Annotated in this window: 21 protein-coding genes; all 21 read right to left on the bottom strand. The window is 32.5% G+C overall.

The features are described from left to right. Window positions 1-8 precede the first annotated feature (8 nt). The gene (locus ABD859_RS18175) at window positions 9-422 is read right to left on the bottom strand and encodes a 3-hydroxyacyl-ACP dehydratase FabZ family protein (protein ID WP_345146013.1); all 414 of its coding nucleotides are present in this window, start codon (window positions 420-422) and stop codon (window positions 9-11) included. Window positions 423-524: 102 nt separating this feature from the next. After that, complete coding sequence (locus ABD859_RS18180; RefSeq protein ID WP_345146014.1) at window positions 525-1133, bottom strand: NAD(P)H-dependent oxidoreductase; 609 nt, start codon at window positions 1131-1133, stop codon at window positions 525-527. A gap of 62 nt (window positions 1134-1195) precedes the next feature. Then, window positions 1196-1585 carry a DUF1801 domain-containing protein gene (locus tag ABD859_RS18185; RefSeq protein ID WP_345146015.1) on the bottom strand — a complete coding sequence of 130 codons (390 nt, stop codon included), beginning with the start codon at window positions 1583-1585 and terminating at the stop codon, window positions 1196-1198. An 18-nt stretch (window positions 1586-1603) separates the two neighbouring features. After that, on the bottom strand, window positions 1604-2035 hold the full coding sequence (locus ABD859_RS18190; protein WP_345146016.1) for a GNAT family N-acetyltransferase: 432 nt from the start codon (window positions 2033-2035) through the stop codon (window positions 1604-1606). Window positions 2036-2046: 11 nt separating this feature from the next. Continuing rightward, entirely contained in the window at window positions 2047-2730 is a 684-nt protein-coding gene (locus ABD859_RS18195) for a DUF4919 domain-containing protein (protein WP_345146017.1), read from the bottom strand. Window positions 2731-2795: 65 nt separating this feature from the next. Further along, entirely contained in the window at window positions 2796-3698 is a 903-nt protein-coding gene (locus ABD859_RS18200; protein ID WP_345146019.1) for an arginase family protein, read from the bottom strand. Between the two features lie 253 nt (window positions 3699-3951). Then, complete coding sequence (locus ABD859_RS18205) at window positions 3952-4527, bottom strand: hypothetical protein (protein ID WP_345146021.1); 576 nt, start codon at window positions 4525-4527, stop codon at window positions 3952-3954. Between the two features lie 139 nt (window positions 4528-4666). Next, window positions 4667-5074, bottom strand: a complete 408-nt coding sequence (locus tag ABD859_RS18210; RefSeq protein ID WP_345146023.1) for a hypothetical protein — start codon at window positions 5072-5074, stop codon at window positions 4667-4669. A gap of 1 nt (window position 5075) precedes the next feature. Beyond that, the gene (locus ABD859_RS18215; protein ID WP_345146025.1) at window positions 5076-5720 is read right to left on the bottom strand and encodes a suppressor of fused domain protein; all 645 of its coding nucleotides are present in this window, start codon (window positions 5718-5720) and stop codon (window positions 5076-5078) included. Between the two features lie 71 nt (window positions 5721-5791). Beyond that, the gene (locus ABD859_RS18220) at window positions 5792-6307 is read right to left on the bottom strand and encodes a TPM domain-containing protein (protein WP_345146027.1); all 516 of its coding nucleotides are present in this window, start codon (window positions 6305-6307) and stop codon (window positions 5792-5794) included. Between the two features lie 121 nt (window positions 6308-6428). Further along, window positions 6429-6953 carry a hypothetical protein gene (locus ABD859_RS18225; protein WP_345146029.1) on the bottom strand — a complete coding sequence of 175 codons (525 nt, stop codon included), beginning with the start codon at window positions 6951-6953 and terminating at the stop codon, window positions 6429-6431. A 121-nt stretch (window positions 6954-7074) separates the two neighbouring features. Then, window positions 7075-7824: a DUF2314 domain-containing protein gene (locus tag ABD859_RS18230; protein WP_345146031.1), complete on the bottom strand. Its 750-nt coding sequence runs from the start codon at window positions 7822-7824 to the stop codon at window positions 7075-7077. Window positions 7825-7926: 102 nt separating this feature from the next. Beyond that, window positions 7927-8892, bottom strand: a complete 966-nt coding sequence (locus ABD859_RS18235; protein WP_345146033.1) for a DUF6620 family protein — start codon at window positions 8890-8892, stop codon at window positions 7927-7929. Between the two features lie 24 nt (window positions 8893-8916). Next, window positions 8917-9879, bottom strand: a complete 963-nt coding sequence (locus tag ABD859_RS18240) for a hypothetical protein (RefSeq protein WP_345146034.1) — start codon at window positions 9877-9879, stop codon at window positions 8917-8919. Between the two features lie 13 nt (window positions 9880-9892). Further along, window positions 9893-10135, bottom strand: a complete 243-nt coding sequence (locus tag ABD859_RS18245; RefSeq protein WP_345146035.1) for a hypothetical protein — start codon at window positions 10133-10135, stop codon at window positions 9893-9895. Beyond that, window positions 10135-11088, bottom strand: coding sequence for an SPFH domain-containing protein (locus ABD859_RS18250; RefSeq protein ID WP_345146036.1), 954 nt, complete (start codon window positions 11086-11088; stop codon window positions 10135-10137). Before ABD859_RS18250 ends, ABD859_RS18245 begins: the two co-directional genes overlap by 1 nt. Before the next feature lie 137 nt (window positions 11089-11225). After that, a complete protein-coding gene (locus ABD859_RS18255) occupies window positions 11226-11408 on the bottom strand; it encodes a SymE family type I addiction module toxin (protein WP_345146038.1) in 183 nt (60 codons plus the stop codon). Window positions 11409-11981: 573 nt separating this feature from the next. Beyond that, window positions 11982-12809 carry an Imm26 family immunity protein gene (locus ABD859_RS18260; protein WP_345146040.1) on the bottom strand — a complete coding sequence of 276 codons (828 nt, stop codon included), beginning with the start codon at window positions 12807-12809 and terminating at the stop codon, window positions 11982-11984. Between the two features lie 157 nt (window positions 12810-12966). Continuing rightward, a complete protein-coding gene (gene lpdA, locus ABD859_RS18265; RefSeq protein WP_345146041.1) occupies window positions 12967-14355 on the bottom strand; it encodes a dihydrolipoyl dehydrogenase in 1389 nt (462 codons plus the stop codon). Between the two features lie 347 nt (window positions 14356-14702). Beyond that, the gene (locus ABD859_RS18270; RefSeq protein WP_012026640.1) at window positions 14703-15287 is read right to left on the bottom strand and encodes an NUMOD4 domain-containing protein; all 585 of its coding nucleotides are present in this window, start codon (window positions 15285-15287) and stop codon (window positions 14703-14705) included. Between the two features lie 225 nt (window positions 15288-15512). Continuing rightward, window positions 15513-16277: a LytR/AlgR family response regulator transcription factor gene (locus ABD859_RS18275; protein WP_345146042.1), complete on the bottom strand. Its 765-nt coding sequence runs from the start codon at window positions 16275-16277 to the stop codon at window positions 15513-15515. Window positions 16278-16453 lie beyond the last annotated feature (176 nt).

Genomic DNA, 16453 nt, shown 5'->3' on the forward strand with positions numbered 1-16453 from the left:
AATTTTTACTAAGAAATTTTTACACACATCCAGCCTGCTTCTACAATTGGTTTATCATCAATATAGGCTGTTCCTCGTTGTTTTATTATTTTTTCGCCTAAACGTATATTTTCAATAACGAGTTTTATTTTTTCGCCAAATTTGGCTTTGCCATAAAATTGTGCGTCTTCAATACTTACTAAACCAAATATTCCGTCGGTTATTCCTAAAAGTTTTACGCCGGCACCGCCGCATTGTGCCATGGCTTCTATTAAAATAGCGCCCGGTATGAAATCAAATATTTTAAAAGTAGTTTTTAGCCAGTTGTCTTTTTCGTTAAAAATTTTAGTACCAATAATTGTTTCATTTGTGAAAGATAATATTTCATCGACAAAAAGAAATGGTGCCCTATGTGGAATAAGACTTTCAATATTTTTTGACATGCTTGTAATTTTTGTTCTACGCAATATAAGGAAATTCCACTGATATTCTAATTTGAAATCTGTTAATAAAAATCGGCCGTTGGTTTTGAATTTTTTCTTGTTTTAATTTGGAGTTTTTTCGAGATGATTTTTGATTTTTTCGACAGCTTTTTCTATTTCTAAAAAATGATTTGCCATTACATTTTCGAGATTTAAAGTTCCTCCCAGAATAAGCATTTCTTTATTTGTAAAACGTTTTCCTAAACGATCTTCCAGCATAATGGTTTCCATACTTTGTGCCATTCCAATTTCTGAAAGAAAAGCATTTGGATGCCCTGCAGTGCAGATTACGAGACCATGTGGAATGGTTTTCATTCTCGGAAAATCATTTGTCTGTCCGTAAGCATATCCAACAGAATAAACCCGATCGAACCAGCCTTTTAGTTTTGCCGGACAATCACTCCACCAAACCGGATAGAGAAAGATAATACAATCGGCTTTTTCAATTTTTTGATGCTCAGCCTGTACGTCTTTTGAAATTGGAAGATTTAGTTTTGCAAAGCCTTCTCTTTCGTATTCTTCTTCAGACATATCACTTTGAAAATTCGATGCATATAGATCTGAAATTTCAAGATTCCAGTTTTGTTTTTTTATGGCTGATTTTAATTGTTCTAAAACCTGAAAAGTATAAGACTTTTTACTGGGATGACTGTAAACGATTAAGATATTCATGTTAATATTGATTTTGTGGAGTTGCAAACAATGCGTTTTAAATTATGATTTTAAGAGGAATGTTATTTCAATCGTATTAAAACGCCTTTTCGTTTTACAATATTTTTATAATCCCATTGAATATTCCGGGCTTTGTCGAGCCATCTTTTTAAATCTTCAATATTGATTTGGTCTGATGTGGTGTATTGGGCTTCGGCCGCTTTAAAACTTCCTTCGTTTTTCAGTTTTGGTTCATCAAATGACTGCCCGCTCCAAAAAAGTAATCTTACAGAATCTTTTAATTTGCTGTAACCCACAACGGGATTTCCGTCGATAAACCAAACCGGATGCCTGTGCCAGATTTTATTTTCGGCTTCGGTTAAAAAAATATCAATTTCAGAACTTAAAATGTCGCATATTTTTTTGTCTCCGGGACTTTGTAAATCGTTGTATTCCTGAATTTCTTTGTTCATGACTTTTGATTTTCATGGTTAGCCAATATTTTTTGTGAGTTCAAATATGATGTAAGTTCCATTGACAGAATCTCCTTTTCCTTTTTCTGCAAATCCAATTTTTTTATAAAACTCAACTGCTTTTGTATTGTTTTCAAGACATTTTAATGTCAGCGGAAGTTTTACTACTGCAATTGCTGCTTGTATTAATTCTGTTCCTATTTTTTTGCCCTGATGATTTTGATCAACATATAAATGATGAATAAAATTATTGGGTTTCCAGATCGAAATAAAACCTACAGGAATATCGTCTATTAATGCGGTTAGAATATATTCTCCCTGCGTTTGTTTTTCAAAATCGTCTAATTGATATTCTGATGTATCAAGCCATGAAAAAGTTCTTTTTCTTTCTTCTAAAAACAGCTTTTTTAAAGCTTCATAATCATTTTTTCCGGCTTCGGTTATTTTCATTAATATCTGTTTTATTTTTTGAAAGCTTTGGTTTCGTTTTCTAGCATTTTTTCAATATTAAAATAAATACCGTCGACTTTGTATTTTCCTTTTTCAAATTTGAGATAATCGCATTTTCCTACTAAAGACTGTCCTTTTGGTTCAAGTTCGAAAAAACTCAAAAGAGTATATTCGTGATCGACTAATAAAACATGAAATCCGGTTTCGCAGGTTTTGCCGTCGCCAGAGGATAAAATGGTATTCATGATACTGTGAAATTTAAAGGATAATGATTTGGCCATTCCTTCGTCGCCTTTTAAATGATACACATAAGCAAGATAATTTATGGGATTCAGATCAAAAGGAAACTCTTTTAATGTACTGTTTATTAGTTCGATGATTTTGTCATAATCAGCGGTTTCCAGTTTTTCTTTTCCGTATAATTCGCGTAACTTTTTTTCGTTTTTTGATGTCCAGAATGCATTATATTCCGGCTGAAAAACGTAACCTAAATACAAATGCTTGTAATTTTCGGCTGTTAAAAGTGTATCGTTTTTTACTAATCTTTCCATTAGTTTTGGATAGTAATTAGGAGAATTTTTATCCTGAATTTCTTTTTCAATGGCTTTGTAATCCGGAATTTGAAAAGCTTCTTCCTGTGCAGTAATTTTTGCAGAAAAGAGAATAACAATTAACAATATAATTTTTTTGATCATGGTTTTGGTTTTTGGTTATGATTTTAGACATTATTCTGTAATTCATTTTTCTGCTGTTTTGCAGATTATGTATTAAAGTTTTGATTGAAAGCCGCCGTAATATTAGATACAAATTCTTTTGTGTATTCTCCTGTTTCGTCTAAATCCGGATCGAGAATAGTAATTTCGAGTCCGCTTAATTTTGGATTTTTAAACAAATAGGAGGTAAGCTCATTAAATTCTGTATACGTTAAACCATCCGGAGTTCGGCTGTCTACGCATGGCATAACAGCATCATCTAAAACATCAACATCGATATGAAGCCAAAAGCCGTCGAGTTTTTTGCTTTTTACTTCTAAAAGAAAAGATTCAACAGTATTTTTAATTCCTTGTTTTCGCAGTTCTTTTAGACTAATATAAGTCGCAGAAGATTTTTTGATTTGATTTTCGTATTCGTCGTCATATTCGCGATTGCCAACGCACCAAAGATTTTCTTCTTTTATATAAGGCGATAAATTGAGAATATTGGTAAGTTTTTCTGGTCCGTTTCCGGTAACAATAGAAGCGGCCATTCCGCCCACACCGCCGGTTTCAGATAAAGAAACATCCATAAAATCAGTGTGTCCGTCGAGATAAAACAAACCGTAATTTCCTTTTTGTTTTAAAGCCATTGCAACTCCCAGAAGAATACTGCAGTCGCCGCCAAGTACAAAAGGGAACTTATTCGCGCTGATTAAATTATTGATTAAATAAGCTTGTTCTCTGGAATAGGTAACCAGCGAATCGGCATTTAAAATGTTGGTTTGAGGATCTTTTATGTTCGAATATCTTGGCGGATCGACTCTTATAATATTTTTGGCTTTAATAAGTTTATGCAGATTGTGTTTCCATAACCAGTCAGGCAAACGATTTACGCCTGGTTCTTTGCCCGGATACGGTTCTTTTAAACCCAGATTAGAAGTGAATTCAACAATTGATATTTCTTTCATAATGCGGTATTTTGAACCTAAAGTTATTAAAATATCTGGCTTGGAACGTTTTTTTAACAGCCAAAAAACAAAAAATCCGATCTGTTTCATAAATCGGATTTTTTGATATTTAATCAGCAGTTACATCAAAACTTATTTAGGATTATTAGTTCTGTGCATTATAGTCGACTGGAACGGATCAGTTTTTTCAATATTTTTTGTTGATTTTTTAATTTAAGTACCGGATTTTTCTTTGATGATCTGATCTGTTTATCTAATCACGACCTGTGGTATTAAGGTATTCTTCCAGATCACTTTTGATTATTTCTATTTTTTTTGTCTCAAAATAATTTATATAATCTTTTCTGTTTCTGTATTTTCCGTTAGGATGAGATTCATAATAGTTAATGATTTTGATAATCTTATTATTTAACCGTTTATTTTTTTTCTGATTTTTTAAGTATTCTTTGGTTTGTTCTTTATCAAAGCCAAAAATTAATTCAATGTCTACAAAAAACTGAGCATCAGTACCAGTGCCAAATTTAGCTAGGTATAAATCATAAATATCTTCATTTTCCATTAACTTGTATAGCATGAACGCGCATACATCAAGTGCATAAACGGGAATATCAAATTCAATACCTTTTATTTGTTCTTGTAATAACCACTTAATGAGTTTTTTGTCTTCAATATTATAATTATTATACAACTCAAATATTAAATCATTTCTCGACCAATAATTTTCATCAAAACTATGGCCGTATTCTGTTTTGCCATTATGTTTACATTCAAAATCATGTAATAAAGAATTGTCCTGATTTTTTCTGTATTGATTTATAAGGTTAAGCATTTTCAATTATATTATTAATGTTGTTTTTGTAGCCTTTAGTTTACGAAAATAAATAAAAATTGTTTCCACTTAAGTTTTAGTAATTAGAATTTATCATAAAAAAATCCGATCTGTTTATACAAATCGGATTTGAGAGTTTTTATTGGTTTTGAAAAATAATAACGTCGCTGAATTGTTCGATCTGGTCTATTATAAAAAGACTGTCGTTAAAATAATCCATGTCAAAATCGGGATCGCCCCAAACTTCAAATCTTTTTTTCGAAGCCCTTAATTTTTCTTTGTCGTAAATGTCTTCATTCCAATCTTCTTCGAGGTCATCTGCAATTTCAAGAGCTTCCTGATTGATATGTTCTTCTTCTGCTAAATAAATGTAAAAGTTATATTCATCATCAAAAGTGAGTTTTATTTCATTATTGTCCAGCACAATTTGAGGATTTTCAGCATCAGATTCGCTATAAAAAGACTCTAGGTAATCCTTTAAAATTGCGATATCTGCATTTGAACCAGGCGCAATAAAAGCAGAGTAGGAATAGAAAGAATTTGCCATTTTATTTTCGGTTTAAATCAGTTATTAATAAAGGGTTGTTCTCTTTTAATTTATTTACTAATTCTTCTACCTGGGTTGGATTTTCTTTTATAAGTTCATATTCTGCCGAAGTTATTCCCACAATTTGAAGAAATGTTACTTCGCCGTGCGGGGTTTGTATTTTTTCGATTTCGGGGTCGTTTACAAAAACCAGTGCTGTAATATCAGTTTCGGTATCAAGTCTTATGGGACCGTTTGCGGGCATGTAATGAAATTCTTCAAACCAGTTTCCGCTGTCAAAAACATATTTGGCAATGTTTTGTAAAAGCGCAACTGCCCAGCTTGGGTTACCGTTATCGGCTTCAAAAGGTTTTAATCTAAAAGTAAGTTCAAATCCCCATTTACTGAATTCGCCGTTGACTTTTTCTTCGTTGTAATAGAGTTCAGAAAAACCGTAGGTTACAAAATGAAAATGTTCTTCTTGTTTTTTACTTTCGTAAATGCTGACGCCGTCAAGCGGATGTTCACCGCCAAGCATATAACTTATAGCTGGTGCAAAATGTTTGGGTTCCTGTTCCGGATAAAGTTCATCAAATACCTTATCAATTTCAAGCCATCCAACGGCATCATCTTCTGAAAATTCTTTTTTATATTCTTCTAATGTCATGTATATCTTATTATGATTAAAGCAATATACAAGATATGAGTTTTGAAGTTAAGAAAGAAGTTTCTTTTTAATTAATATGTTTTTAGTTTATTCATGATTTGCTCAACGGCAAGTTCCAACCCTTTAGAATAATCTCCTTTTTTAAATTCAGGAACGGCATAAGTGGTAATAATGCTTTGTGTATCGCTGTCGCTTAATTTGTAGCGTATAAGATCAATGCTTTGTACCTGAATTTGTCTTAACTGTTTGCTTACCACAATTAAAATAGTTGGGTCTAATTTTGGATCTGCAGCCAGATATTTGTCTAGTTCTAAGGCATAATCCGGAAAGGCATTATAAGGTGCTATTGAAGCTGTAGTTACAACGGTAATTTTATAAAGGTGTTTTTTTTCAAATGCTTTAAGCGTATTGCTGAGTGTTGTAATTTGATCAGCATTCATGATTTTTTCGAAGTCGTTTACATAATCATACGATTTTGAAAAAAAGTCATTAGAATTTGCAGTTACATTCTTTTCTTTTTTGGCTTGAGAAAGTACAATACTTGGTGAAAACAAGATAATTAAAATAATGAAGAATATTTTTTTCATCACATTTGCGGATTAGATTTGGTGCTGCAAAAGTAGCACATTCTTTACTTTAAACAGATGAAAAAAAAGATTAGTTTTTCGCTGGAAAACGAAAAATAATTCAATCTTTAAAAACAGCATTTTAATTTTGTTTATCCTGATATTGGGCTAGTAATACCTTTCCTGCTTTTTTTTCAAAATTTCTACTGAATGTAAATGCATCCCAAAACCAATATCTCTGGGTTATGCCTAAATTAAACTTTTGAGGTGTAATTTTTCCTTTTTCAATTCTGTCAAATTGATATTCATACTGGTTTGGTAAGTTTACTGGTAACTGGCCTAAAGTAAGCACCTGAGCAATAATTGGATTTCCACATGCAGGATATTGTCTTATAGGATAAAGTTTTATTTTTAAATTGGTTTTTGTGCTGTCTTTGGTAAAAGTAAAGAGATCTGATTTCTCTAAAATTTTAAGTTCTTTTTTTAAGGTATCGTTTAAAACATAAACAGTTTCTTTTTCTGTAATGTTTTTTACATTTCGATATTCCTTTGGGTAAATTTTATACGAATAACAAGAGGTAAATAGTAAAGGGGAAAGAAGACATAATACTACTGTAAACGGTTTATTTGATAGTGACTTAACTGTCGCCGAAAATTTGAAAGACATTTTGTAAACTTTTAAAACAAGATCACAAATGTAAGTTTTTATTTATGTTTTGTGAAAAAATATTATGGGTTTTGAAAATTAAAATCCGATTTGCTTTTACAAACCGGATTTTGACTAAAAATTATTTCAATAAAGGAATTAAGTGTTCCCAGTTTAACTGTTTTGCATAATCTAATGCTGTTTTTCCGTTTTCTGTTTTAGCATTCACATCGGCGCCGGATTCGAGTAAAACCTCTACCGATGTACTGTTTCCGGCAATGGTTTCGCGATGCAGAAAAGTATAACCTAACTCATCTGTTCCTGTTATTTCTTCGGGATTATTTTTTATGAAATCAATAAGGCTTTCCTTCATGTTTTTGCTCATAGGATGTTCTATAAGATTTTCCGGTTTTTCTTTTTGGTCAGAAACTACCAGAATATCATTAAAATCTCCAAAATCTAATCCCCATGCTTCGTCGTGTTCTTCTCTTTCATTGTCACTCATTTCTGAGCGCATTGCATGTATGGTAAAAGCGCCGTAGGTTTTTCCCTGAGCTGCAAATAACCAGTCGCTGATTTGATTTGCCGGAATTTCTACTTCGTCTCCATTACTAACGTTCGTTAATTCGTTTGGCTGGTTTACGAGTATTCCATAGATCGTATCGCCGTCAAAATTTATATCGTTAATCCACATGTGTTCAACTACGGTTTCGCCGTCTATTTCCTGAGTAAAAGCCAGTTTTACGCAGGCAACATCTAGTCCGGGAACTATTCTGCGGTATTCCCATGATAATTCTCTCCAGAAATATTTAAAGGTTTCCTGCGCTTTTTGGTAGGCTTCGATCATTTTTGGATTTTCTCCATCGGCAAAGAATATAGGCGTGTTTTCCATTATATATTATTTAAAAGGTTTTTGAGTTTTGTGAGAAATACAAACGAATAAAAAACCGATTTGTTTTGCAAATCGGTTTTTTATCATCAAAAGAAATTGAATTTAGAAATTTACATCATCTGCAACATTTCCTCCTTGTTCTGCAGCAAATTTTGCGGCATATTCTTTTTGTTTTTCCTGCTGATAATCATGAAATTCTGTAATATCTGCAGAATTCCAGTTTTGATTTTGTTCTGTAAGCCATTGCATTGCCACAGATTGAAAGTCAGCTAAATTGATTCCGAAATTATCCAAAATCCATTGAGCACCGTCAAGTCCGTATTCATACGCTGCTTGTCTTGCTCCGGCAAGTTCTTCGTAGAAATAGCGGTCCGTTTTCATTCTTTCTAAGTTTGCCGCTCCTTCTTCAGAAACTTCGGCTTTAAGGTTTTCTAATTGAGGAACCGTAACGTTTTCAGCATAATACTGACCAAATAAAGTTGTAACCGTAAACGAAGTATCTTCGCCCATACGCTGCGGCCAGATTGTGTTTAATTCTTCCCAAACTGCCGGTTCAAATCCCATTGCTTTACAAACTTCAAGGTAATCAACGCCTGCGCTGATTTTAAGACACATTGCAGTGTAAGTTCTTAAATCTACTCCATGTACAGGTTCTAAAAACGGATTGTTATCGTCTACTTTTACAAAACCTGAAGTCTGGATTCCGCTGTATTTTAAAGAATTTGCATGTTCAAAACGAATCATTTGGTCAGAGTCGCAGTTGTTCCATTCTGTATAAACTGTTCTTCTATAATTGAAATAGATGTTTTGAATATCTTTTTCTTCAAGATTTTCGCCGCTTGCGCGTTCATCTGCAATCCATGCTTCGGCTCTTTCAGCTACTTCTGCATCAAAATCTTCTACACTATAATGTGTTCCGTGTAAAGTTTCCGGATCGTATTCTACTTCTGTGTATTCTTCTTCGTAATCATTTTCATAATTATCGTTTGAAGTTTGTGCTTCATAATTTTGGTTTTGATTTTCCTGCTTGTTGTCTCCTGTTAGAGCTCCAAAAAGTTTTTTAAACATTTTTTAAATTTTAGGGTTAATTAATTATAGATACTGCAATTGATTTTGATACATTTTTTCGTTGTGGTCTTTTAAATCCGGCGTGATTTTATTCCATTCGTCATACATCGCTCTTAGATAAGTCTGATGCAGTTTTGGCGCATTTTTAATAACAAATTGTCTTTGTTCTTCTAATTCGTCCATTTTTGCCTGAATTTCGCTTAAGATTTTTTTATCACTTTCGTGAATTTTACTCAGGCTTAATTCATGACGCTGATGATACAATTCACGTTCTTTATTATTTTCTATTTCAAATTCTTCATACAAATGCGCTGTTCTCTGCTCGGCTAAACCTCTGGCAATATTTTGAAGATTTCTTGCCTGTGTGCTTGGCGCAAATGTGTTTTGCGTTTTGCAATACGGACATGAAATATAGGTTTCGATTAAAAATATTTTCTCAATTTCGATATTACCGCCGCATTGTGTGCAGTTGAATTTGTTTTTAATGGTTTCGTATTCGTCTAATATTTTTTGATATTCGATTTCAAGATCGCGTTCCTGAGTTTTATCAATTTGTTTTCGCCAATAATCGTATTTGTTGTCAAATTCTTCGTGACGATCTGAACATGCACTTCTAAAATCTGAAAGCAGATTGTGATTGTTATCTAAAACCGAAATTCTTGAATCGAGATCGTAATAAATACTGCTGATTTTTTCTTCGTAAGTGTTTCTGGCTTTTTCACGAATATTGTTAAGCTGACCCATAACGCCAGAATATACTCTATGAAAAGTTCTTTTATAAAGATCTTCATCTTCCTGTAAAATCTGTTTTAGTTCCGGAATTGAAGCTGTTGCCAGTTCTTCCATTTTTTCTTCCAGTTTTTCTAAGAAAGTAAACCATCTTTGTTGTGATTCCTGAAGTTCTGCATACCATTCTGGAAATGCTTCCTGTCTTGGTTTTTCTTTTTCCTTTTGATTGTCTTTTGATTTGTTGAATAGTCCGAACACGTTATATGATTTTTTAAATTGAATTATCTTCTTTTTTAATATATACTCCGTCTGTAAGTTTTACGGTTAAGAATTCAAATCCGCAGTAAGCACAGTGGGTTAAACCATCTTGTTTGGCTCTTCCTGCGCCGCAGTTTGGACAGTCTTTTGCATTCATTTTGGCGTCGGTCATTTCTGTTTCACCGCCGTAATTGGTTTGGTTCTGCGCTTTTTGTTTTAGTCTGTCTAAAAACGAATTGACTTTTTTCTCTTCCATTATAATTGACTTAATAGTTCTGATTTTTTGGATTTGAATTCGTCTTCGTCTATTAAACCGGCATCAAACAGCGATTTTAATTTTTGAAGTTTTGAAGTTAAATCGTCTGCTGTTTCCTGTTTTGGAGTTTCTTTTGTTTGTTGTAATTGATTTAAAAGAATTCCCATGCTCAATGCATTTTGAGTAGCATCGTGAAGCGCGGTTCCTTTATCTCCAATGGCTGTGGCGGTGTTGAATTTGGTAAATTTATCCATATCAGTCACCATATTCATGCTTGTAATTTTATCGTAATGTGCTGTAACTTCTTCCGGAAGGGTAACGCTTGTAATTACAAACTGGGTTAGTTCAATTCCTAATTGAAGAAAATAGGGTTGTAAATACGGTTCGATTTTTTTTCCTAATTGAGTAATGTTTCCGGCAATATCAGTTACGGTGATATTTTCATTAGCGAGAACTTCTCCAAATTTTGGAGCAACAAAATCTCGTAATTGATTTTGTAATTCGAAAATGGTCAATTGATGATAAGTTCCTGCGTATTGACGAAAGAATTTAGCAGGATCTGCAATTTTTATATCGAAACTTCCAAAAGCACGAACTCTGATTTGTCCAAATTGAGGATCGTTTAGCAGAATAGGAGCAGGAGTTCCCCATTTATTATTAATGAATTGATGGGTGTTGAAAAAGTAAATATCTACTTTAAACGGACTTTCGAATCCGTATTTCCAGCCTTTAAGTCTGCTTAAAACGGGGACGTTTTCGGTAGATAAGGTATGAAGTCCCGGCGAATAAATATCTGCAAGCTGTCCTTCGTTTAAAAGCATAACCTGCTGACTTTCACGAACGGTTAATTTAGCTCCGTTCTTGATTTCTTTATCTTCATCATAAAACTTCCACATCAATAAATTAGGATCGCTTGTCGTGGCTTCGATTATTTCTATAAAAGGTAATTTCATTGCTTTCTTATTTATACGGAATAAAAATAAGAATTTTAACACGATGTCGAACTTTTCTTATGTCAAGTTTTTAACAACTTTTTATTTATTAAAATTAAAGGCTTGTATGGTGGTTTTGTGTTTGTATTTGGTTTGCCTCAATTATTTTCGACAGTAATGATCAGTTTGTTTTTCATTTCTTCTACAATAATCGTATGATTTTGTTTAAAACCGAGTTTCTCAAGCCATTTGCCTTCAAGCCTTATTTCTGGAATTGTAATGTCTTTGTAAGTGCGTTTTTGGTATTTAGAATGGATTTTTAACTTTCTAATAGTTGTCATGGTTTTTATGATTTTTGTTTTAGATAAAGCATGCTCGTATTTGTTAATTGAAAAAGTTTGTCATTTCGACAAAGGAGAAATCTCCGTAAAGTTTATCATAAGTTTTGTCGATAAAGTTTTGCCATTTTCAACCTTAGGAAAAAAAATAGCATTAATAAGTTGCTAATCTTTGTCGAGTTACTGGCGGAGATTTCTCCTTCGTTGAAATGACAAAAGTGTGTTGATTATTTGTTTTCAAAGGAAATGGAAAAACTTCTTTACTGTGAGTTTTTTAGTGGTTGTGCAAATCTCAAACAATTTTTTGACAAAGTTGTCAACTTAAAAGCTGACAAACCAGTTTTTTAAATAATTTAAATTCGTAATACACTGAAAATGTGATGTTTTTTTCCTGCTTTAAACAAAAAAATCCGATTTGTGAAACAAATCGGATTTTTAAATTGAAAATTATATATAACTCAGAGCTGGTTGATATATAAATAATAGCCCATCTTTGTCGAGTTTCTTGTGAAGATTTCTCCTTCGTCGAAATGACAAAATTGAATTCATAAACGTACATAATTTTGTAATATCTATCTATTTTATGAAATTGTTGTTTTCGTCTATTTTGAATTTTTCTCTTCTGTATTTGCTTCTTTCAGTTTCATTCAGCCATATTATATTTTTTGGCCTTTCCATTCCTTCAAATAATATTTTATCATAATATTTTTCGTCACCTAAAGTATTCCATGGTTCAAATCCATAATAAGCATTAGCTAGTAGAATTAAAATATTATCTGATGTTGAATGTCCCTTTTTAGCTTTTAAAGGATCTACCAGGATATTTATGTTTGTTATTATTTTAAATGTATGATTTGAAAGATATTCTGAATCTAAATTTTGAATGGTTATTATTTTGGCATTCTGTAATTCTTCTATCGAAACATTTTGATCCTTTTTTAGTATGTCAATTAATATACATGTTGGAGAAGTTTTAGTTATGTGCGTGCCAACTACTTGTCCAAATGAAAAATTGTTTTCTAATAAAGGAACAGAAAATACATCACCTATTTTCCATTTTTGCCTTGGTGGTCTTTTATGATTTTTTAGTTGATTGTAAATTTCATTAAATTCCGACTCAGAAATTTTTTGATGTTTTTCTTGAACACAAAGTTCGTTAATGATTTTAGCGACTGCAAAAATAGTATCAGCACTTCTACTGTCTATGTGTGTATAATCACTTTCGTAATTTATATTAGGTTTTGGTTTTAATACAGTTTCTTTTAGTTTGTTATTTAATAAGTTTACTGCTTCTGATTGATATTCGGTATCAAAGAAATCTGCTAAATTTTCAAAAATAGTAAATACTGCAGATGTTTGATTTGGAAGTGATATACTAAGAGGACCAAGTTGAATCTCTTTCATGAGTCTTTTATTTTAAATACAAAAATAAAGAAAATTACTACTTTTTGTATGATTATAGAAATAAAAAAAATCCGATTTGTTTTCACAAATCGGATTTTATAAATTGAAAATTATATATAACTCCGTAAAGGTTTATTAATCTTTACTTTGTATATTTTTACAAGTGAATTACTTCGCCGTAAGCGTCTGCAACAGCTTCCATAACAGCCTCGCTCATTGTTGGGTGAGGGTGGATAGATTTAAGGATTTCGTGACCAGTAGTTTCTAGTTTACGAGCTACAATTGCTTCTGCAATCATATCTGTAACACCAGCACCAATCATGTGGCATCCTAACCATTCTCCGTATTTAGCATCAAAGATTACTTTTACGAATCCGTCTGCAGCTCCGGCAGCTTTTGCTTTTCCAGAAGCTGAAAATGGGAATTTACCAATTTTTAATTCGTATCCTTTTTCTTTTGCTTGTTTTTCTGTTAATCCTACAGAAGCGATTTCTGGAGTTGCATATGTACAACCAGGAATGTTTCCGTAATCGATTGGGTCTACGTGTAAACCTTTGATTTTTTCTACACAGTTAATTCCTTCTGCTGAAGCTACGTGAGCTAAAGCCTGACCTGGAGTAACGTCTCCAATTGCATAGTATCCCGGAATGTTAGTTTCGTTGTAAGCATTTACTAAGATTTTATCTCTGTCTACAGCGATTCCAACTTCTTCTAAACCAATATTTTCGATGTTTGTTTTGATTCCAACTGCCGAAAGTACGATGTCAGCCTCAAGAATTTCTTCTCCTTTTGCTGTTTTTACAGTTGCTTTTACTCCGTTTCCTGTAGTATCAATTTTTTCTACAGAAGAGTTTGTCATGATTTTTACACCCGCTTTTTTCATAGAACGCTCCATTTGTTTAGAAACGTCTTCATCTTCTACAGGAACGATGTTTGGCATAAATTCTACAATAGTAACGTCTGTTCCCATTGAGTTGTAGAAGTGAGCGAACTCAACTCCAATTGCCCCAGAACCTACAATAATCATAGATTTTGGCTGTGTTGGCAATGTCATTGCCTGACGGTATCCAATTACTTTTACACCGTCTTGCGGTAAGTTTGGCAATTCGCGAGAACGTGCACCAGTTGCGATGATAATGTGATCAGCGCTGTATTCTGTAACTTTATTATCATTATCAGTAACGTCAAGTTTTTTTCCTGGTTTTAGTTTTCCAAAACCTTCGATAACGTCAATTTTGTTTTTTTTCATTAAGAATTGAACTCCTTTGCTCATTCCTTCTGCAACACCACGGCTGCGCTGAATAACTGCTGGGAAATCTTTATCGAATTCAGAAACTTTTAATCCGTAGTCAGAAGCGTGTTTAAGGTAATCAAAAACCTGAGCAGATTTTAATAATGCTTTTGTTGGGATACATCCCCAGTTTAAACATACACCACCTAAGTTTTCTTTTTCTACTACAGCTACTTTAAAGCCTAATTGTGAAGCTCTAATCGCTGTTACATATCCTCCAGGACCACTTCCTAAAACAATAACGTCGTATTTCATTTTTTTGGTTTTTAATATTAACTATCGAAAATGAAGTTTATACTTTTCCGAAACTCATTTTTCGATGATTCTTTTGTTATTTGTGCTTGCGAATTTAAGGATTTATTTTAAATGAACGCCTGAAAATTTGTTTTTACACAAACAGATATTGTTCTTTTCACAGAAATCGATTGAATTGTGAATTGCAAATTGTGAATTATGAATTGAAAATTATATTTTTTACTTAAAATCTGCAAAATAAAACTTTCATTAACTGAACGAAGTCGGAAATCTTTAGTGTTTTAAAGATTTCCGACTTCGCTTAGAGTGATAAAAATTGAATTATAAGTTTTGTTAAGTTTCAGTAATTAAACTTTCACATGTCCCCAGTTTTCGCCGCTTGCAATTCTGCGAATCTGCATTTCGCTTACGCCAAATTGTTTGGCAATCATTTTTAGACGTGTTTTTTGTTCTGGTCTTGCCAGGATTTTTTTGATTAACATGACTTTTGTTGTAGTCAGTTTTCTTCCGTCGGCTTTTAAGTTGTGTTCAATCAGATTCTTTTTGGCCTGAATAACTCTTGGGCTTTTACGGCTGTGTGCCATCATTTCTTGTTTTGTAGCCCAGCGTAAATTGCTTACATCGTCGTTGCTTCGGTTGTAATCCAGATGCAGAACATAGGTTTGATCTTCAGAATCTTTTGGTATAAAATATTGGGCAACTAATTTGTAGAGAAATAAATATTTGTTGATGATTTTATCGTCTTTTTTGACTTTAAATCTAAAGGTTGGGTAACCATCGCTTAAACCGCCTTTCAGGATGCGGCCGTTTTCAATTTCGTCAGTAAAGCTTATTAATCTTCCTCTGTTTGAAATGGCATATTTAAGTTGTAATGAGGCGTTTATTTCTATTTCTTTGAATACTTCGTTAGGATAAAATCTATTATGTGGCATTTTCTTTTTCATTTAAATTTTGTCTCTCAAAGATAAAGAATTCCAAAATGAAGAATGCTATTGTGCTGGTAATGAAGTGTCAAATTTATGATTCTTATAACGCTATTTTAACGTTTTAAAATGGTTTTGACAGTTTTTAGACAGATTTTGGTGCCCAAATTAAGAATAATTCAGTTTTATGATTTTGGGTGAAAGTTAAAAAATTAAGAAAATGTTATGTCAAAATTATTGATCAAGCCAGTTTTTGAAATTATTTATTTCTTTTTTGCTGATCAAAATCGGGTCATTTTCGACAGCAGGAACATTTAGAATCAATTCTATTTTTTGGTTGGAATGTTTTACGACTTCTTTTATAATGTTTCGGTTTACGATATATTTTCGGTTTACCTTAAAAAATGTAAAAGGATCGAGGCTGTTTATAATGTCTGTAAGTGTGTTATTGTACAAAAAACTGTTTCCTGATTTTACATATATAAACAAATGTTTTCCCGATGCTGCAAAATAGGTGATTTCAGACTCGTTTACTGAAATTAGTTTATATCCGTGGTTAACGAGAAAATGACGCTGGATTTTGCTCGTTTCAGGGTTTTCTAATGCTACTAAAGATTGAATCGTATTATCGGCATTAAAACTGTCTTTAATTTTTTTGAATTTAAAAAGAGCTTCAAGTAATTCTTGTTCTTCAAATGGTTTTAAAAGATAGTCTATTGTAAAATGTTTGAAAACCGAAATGGCGTAAGAGTCATAAGCGGTAACAAAAATAACGGGGCAGGAGATTGTGGTTTTTTCAAAAATTTCAAGACTTTTTCCGTCGCCAAGGTGAATATCCATAAAAGCGAGATCGACACTGTTTTGTTTAAAAAAGTCGACGGCTTCTTTTACCGATTTTAAAACTGTAATTTCTGCAATCTGTAAAATTTCCTGCTGTTCTAAAATTGATTTTAGATAACTGGAAGCAAGATATTCGTCTTCGACAATGGCAATTCTCATTATTTCTTAAAGTTAAAAAAGTTTCATTTTTACGTAAGAACCCTTAAATGATTTTGCAAATATAATTTTCTCTGGTTTTTTTGCAATATGTTTTTAATGTTGTTTTAATTTTTGTTGTGATTAAAACATTCTTTTTTGGCAAAAAATCAAAAAAGGCCCAGTTTTGCAACTGGACC

This window comes from Flavobacterium ginsengiterrae, assembly GCF_039539785.1.
Taxonomy (GTDB): Bacteria; Bacteroidota; Bacteroidia; order Flavobacteriales; family Flavobacteriaceae; genus Flavobacterium; species Flavobacterium ginsengiterrae.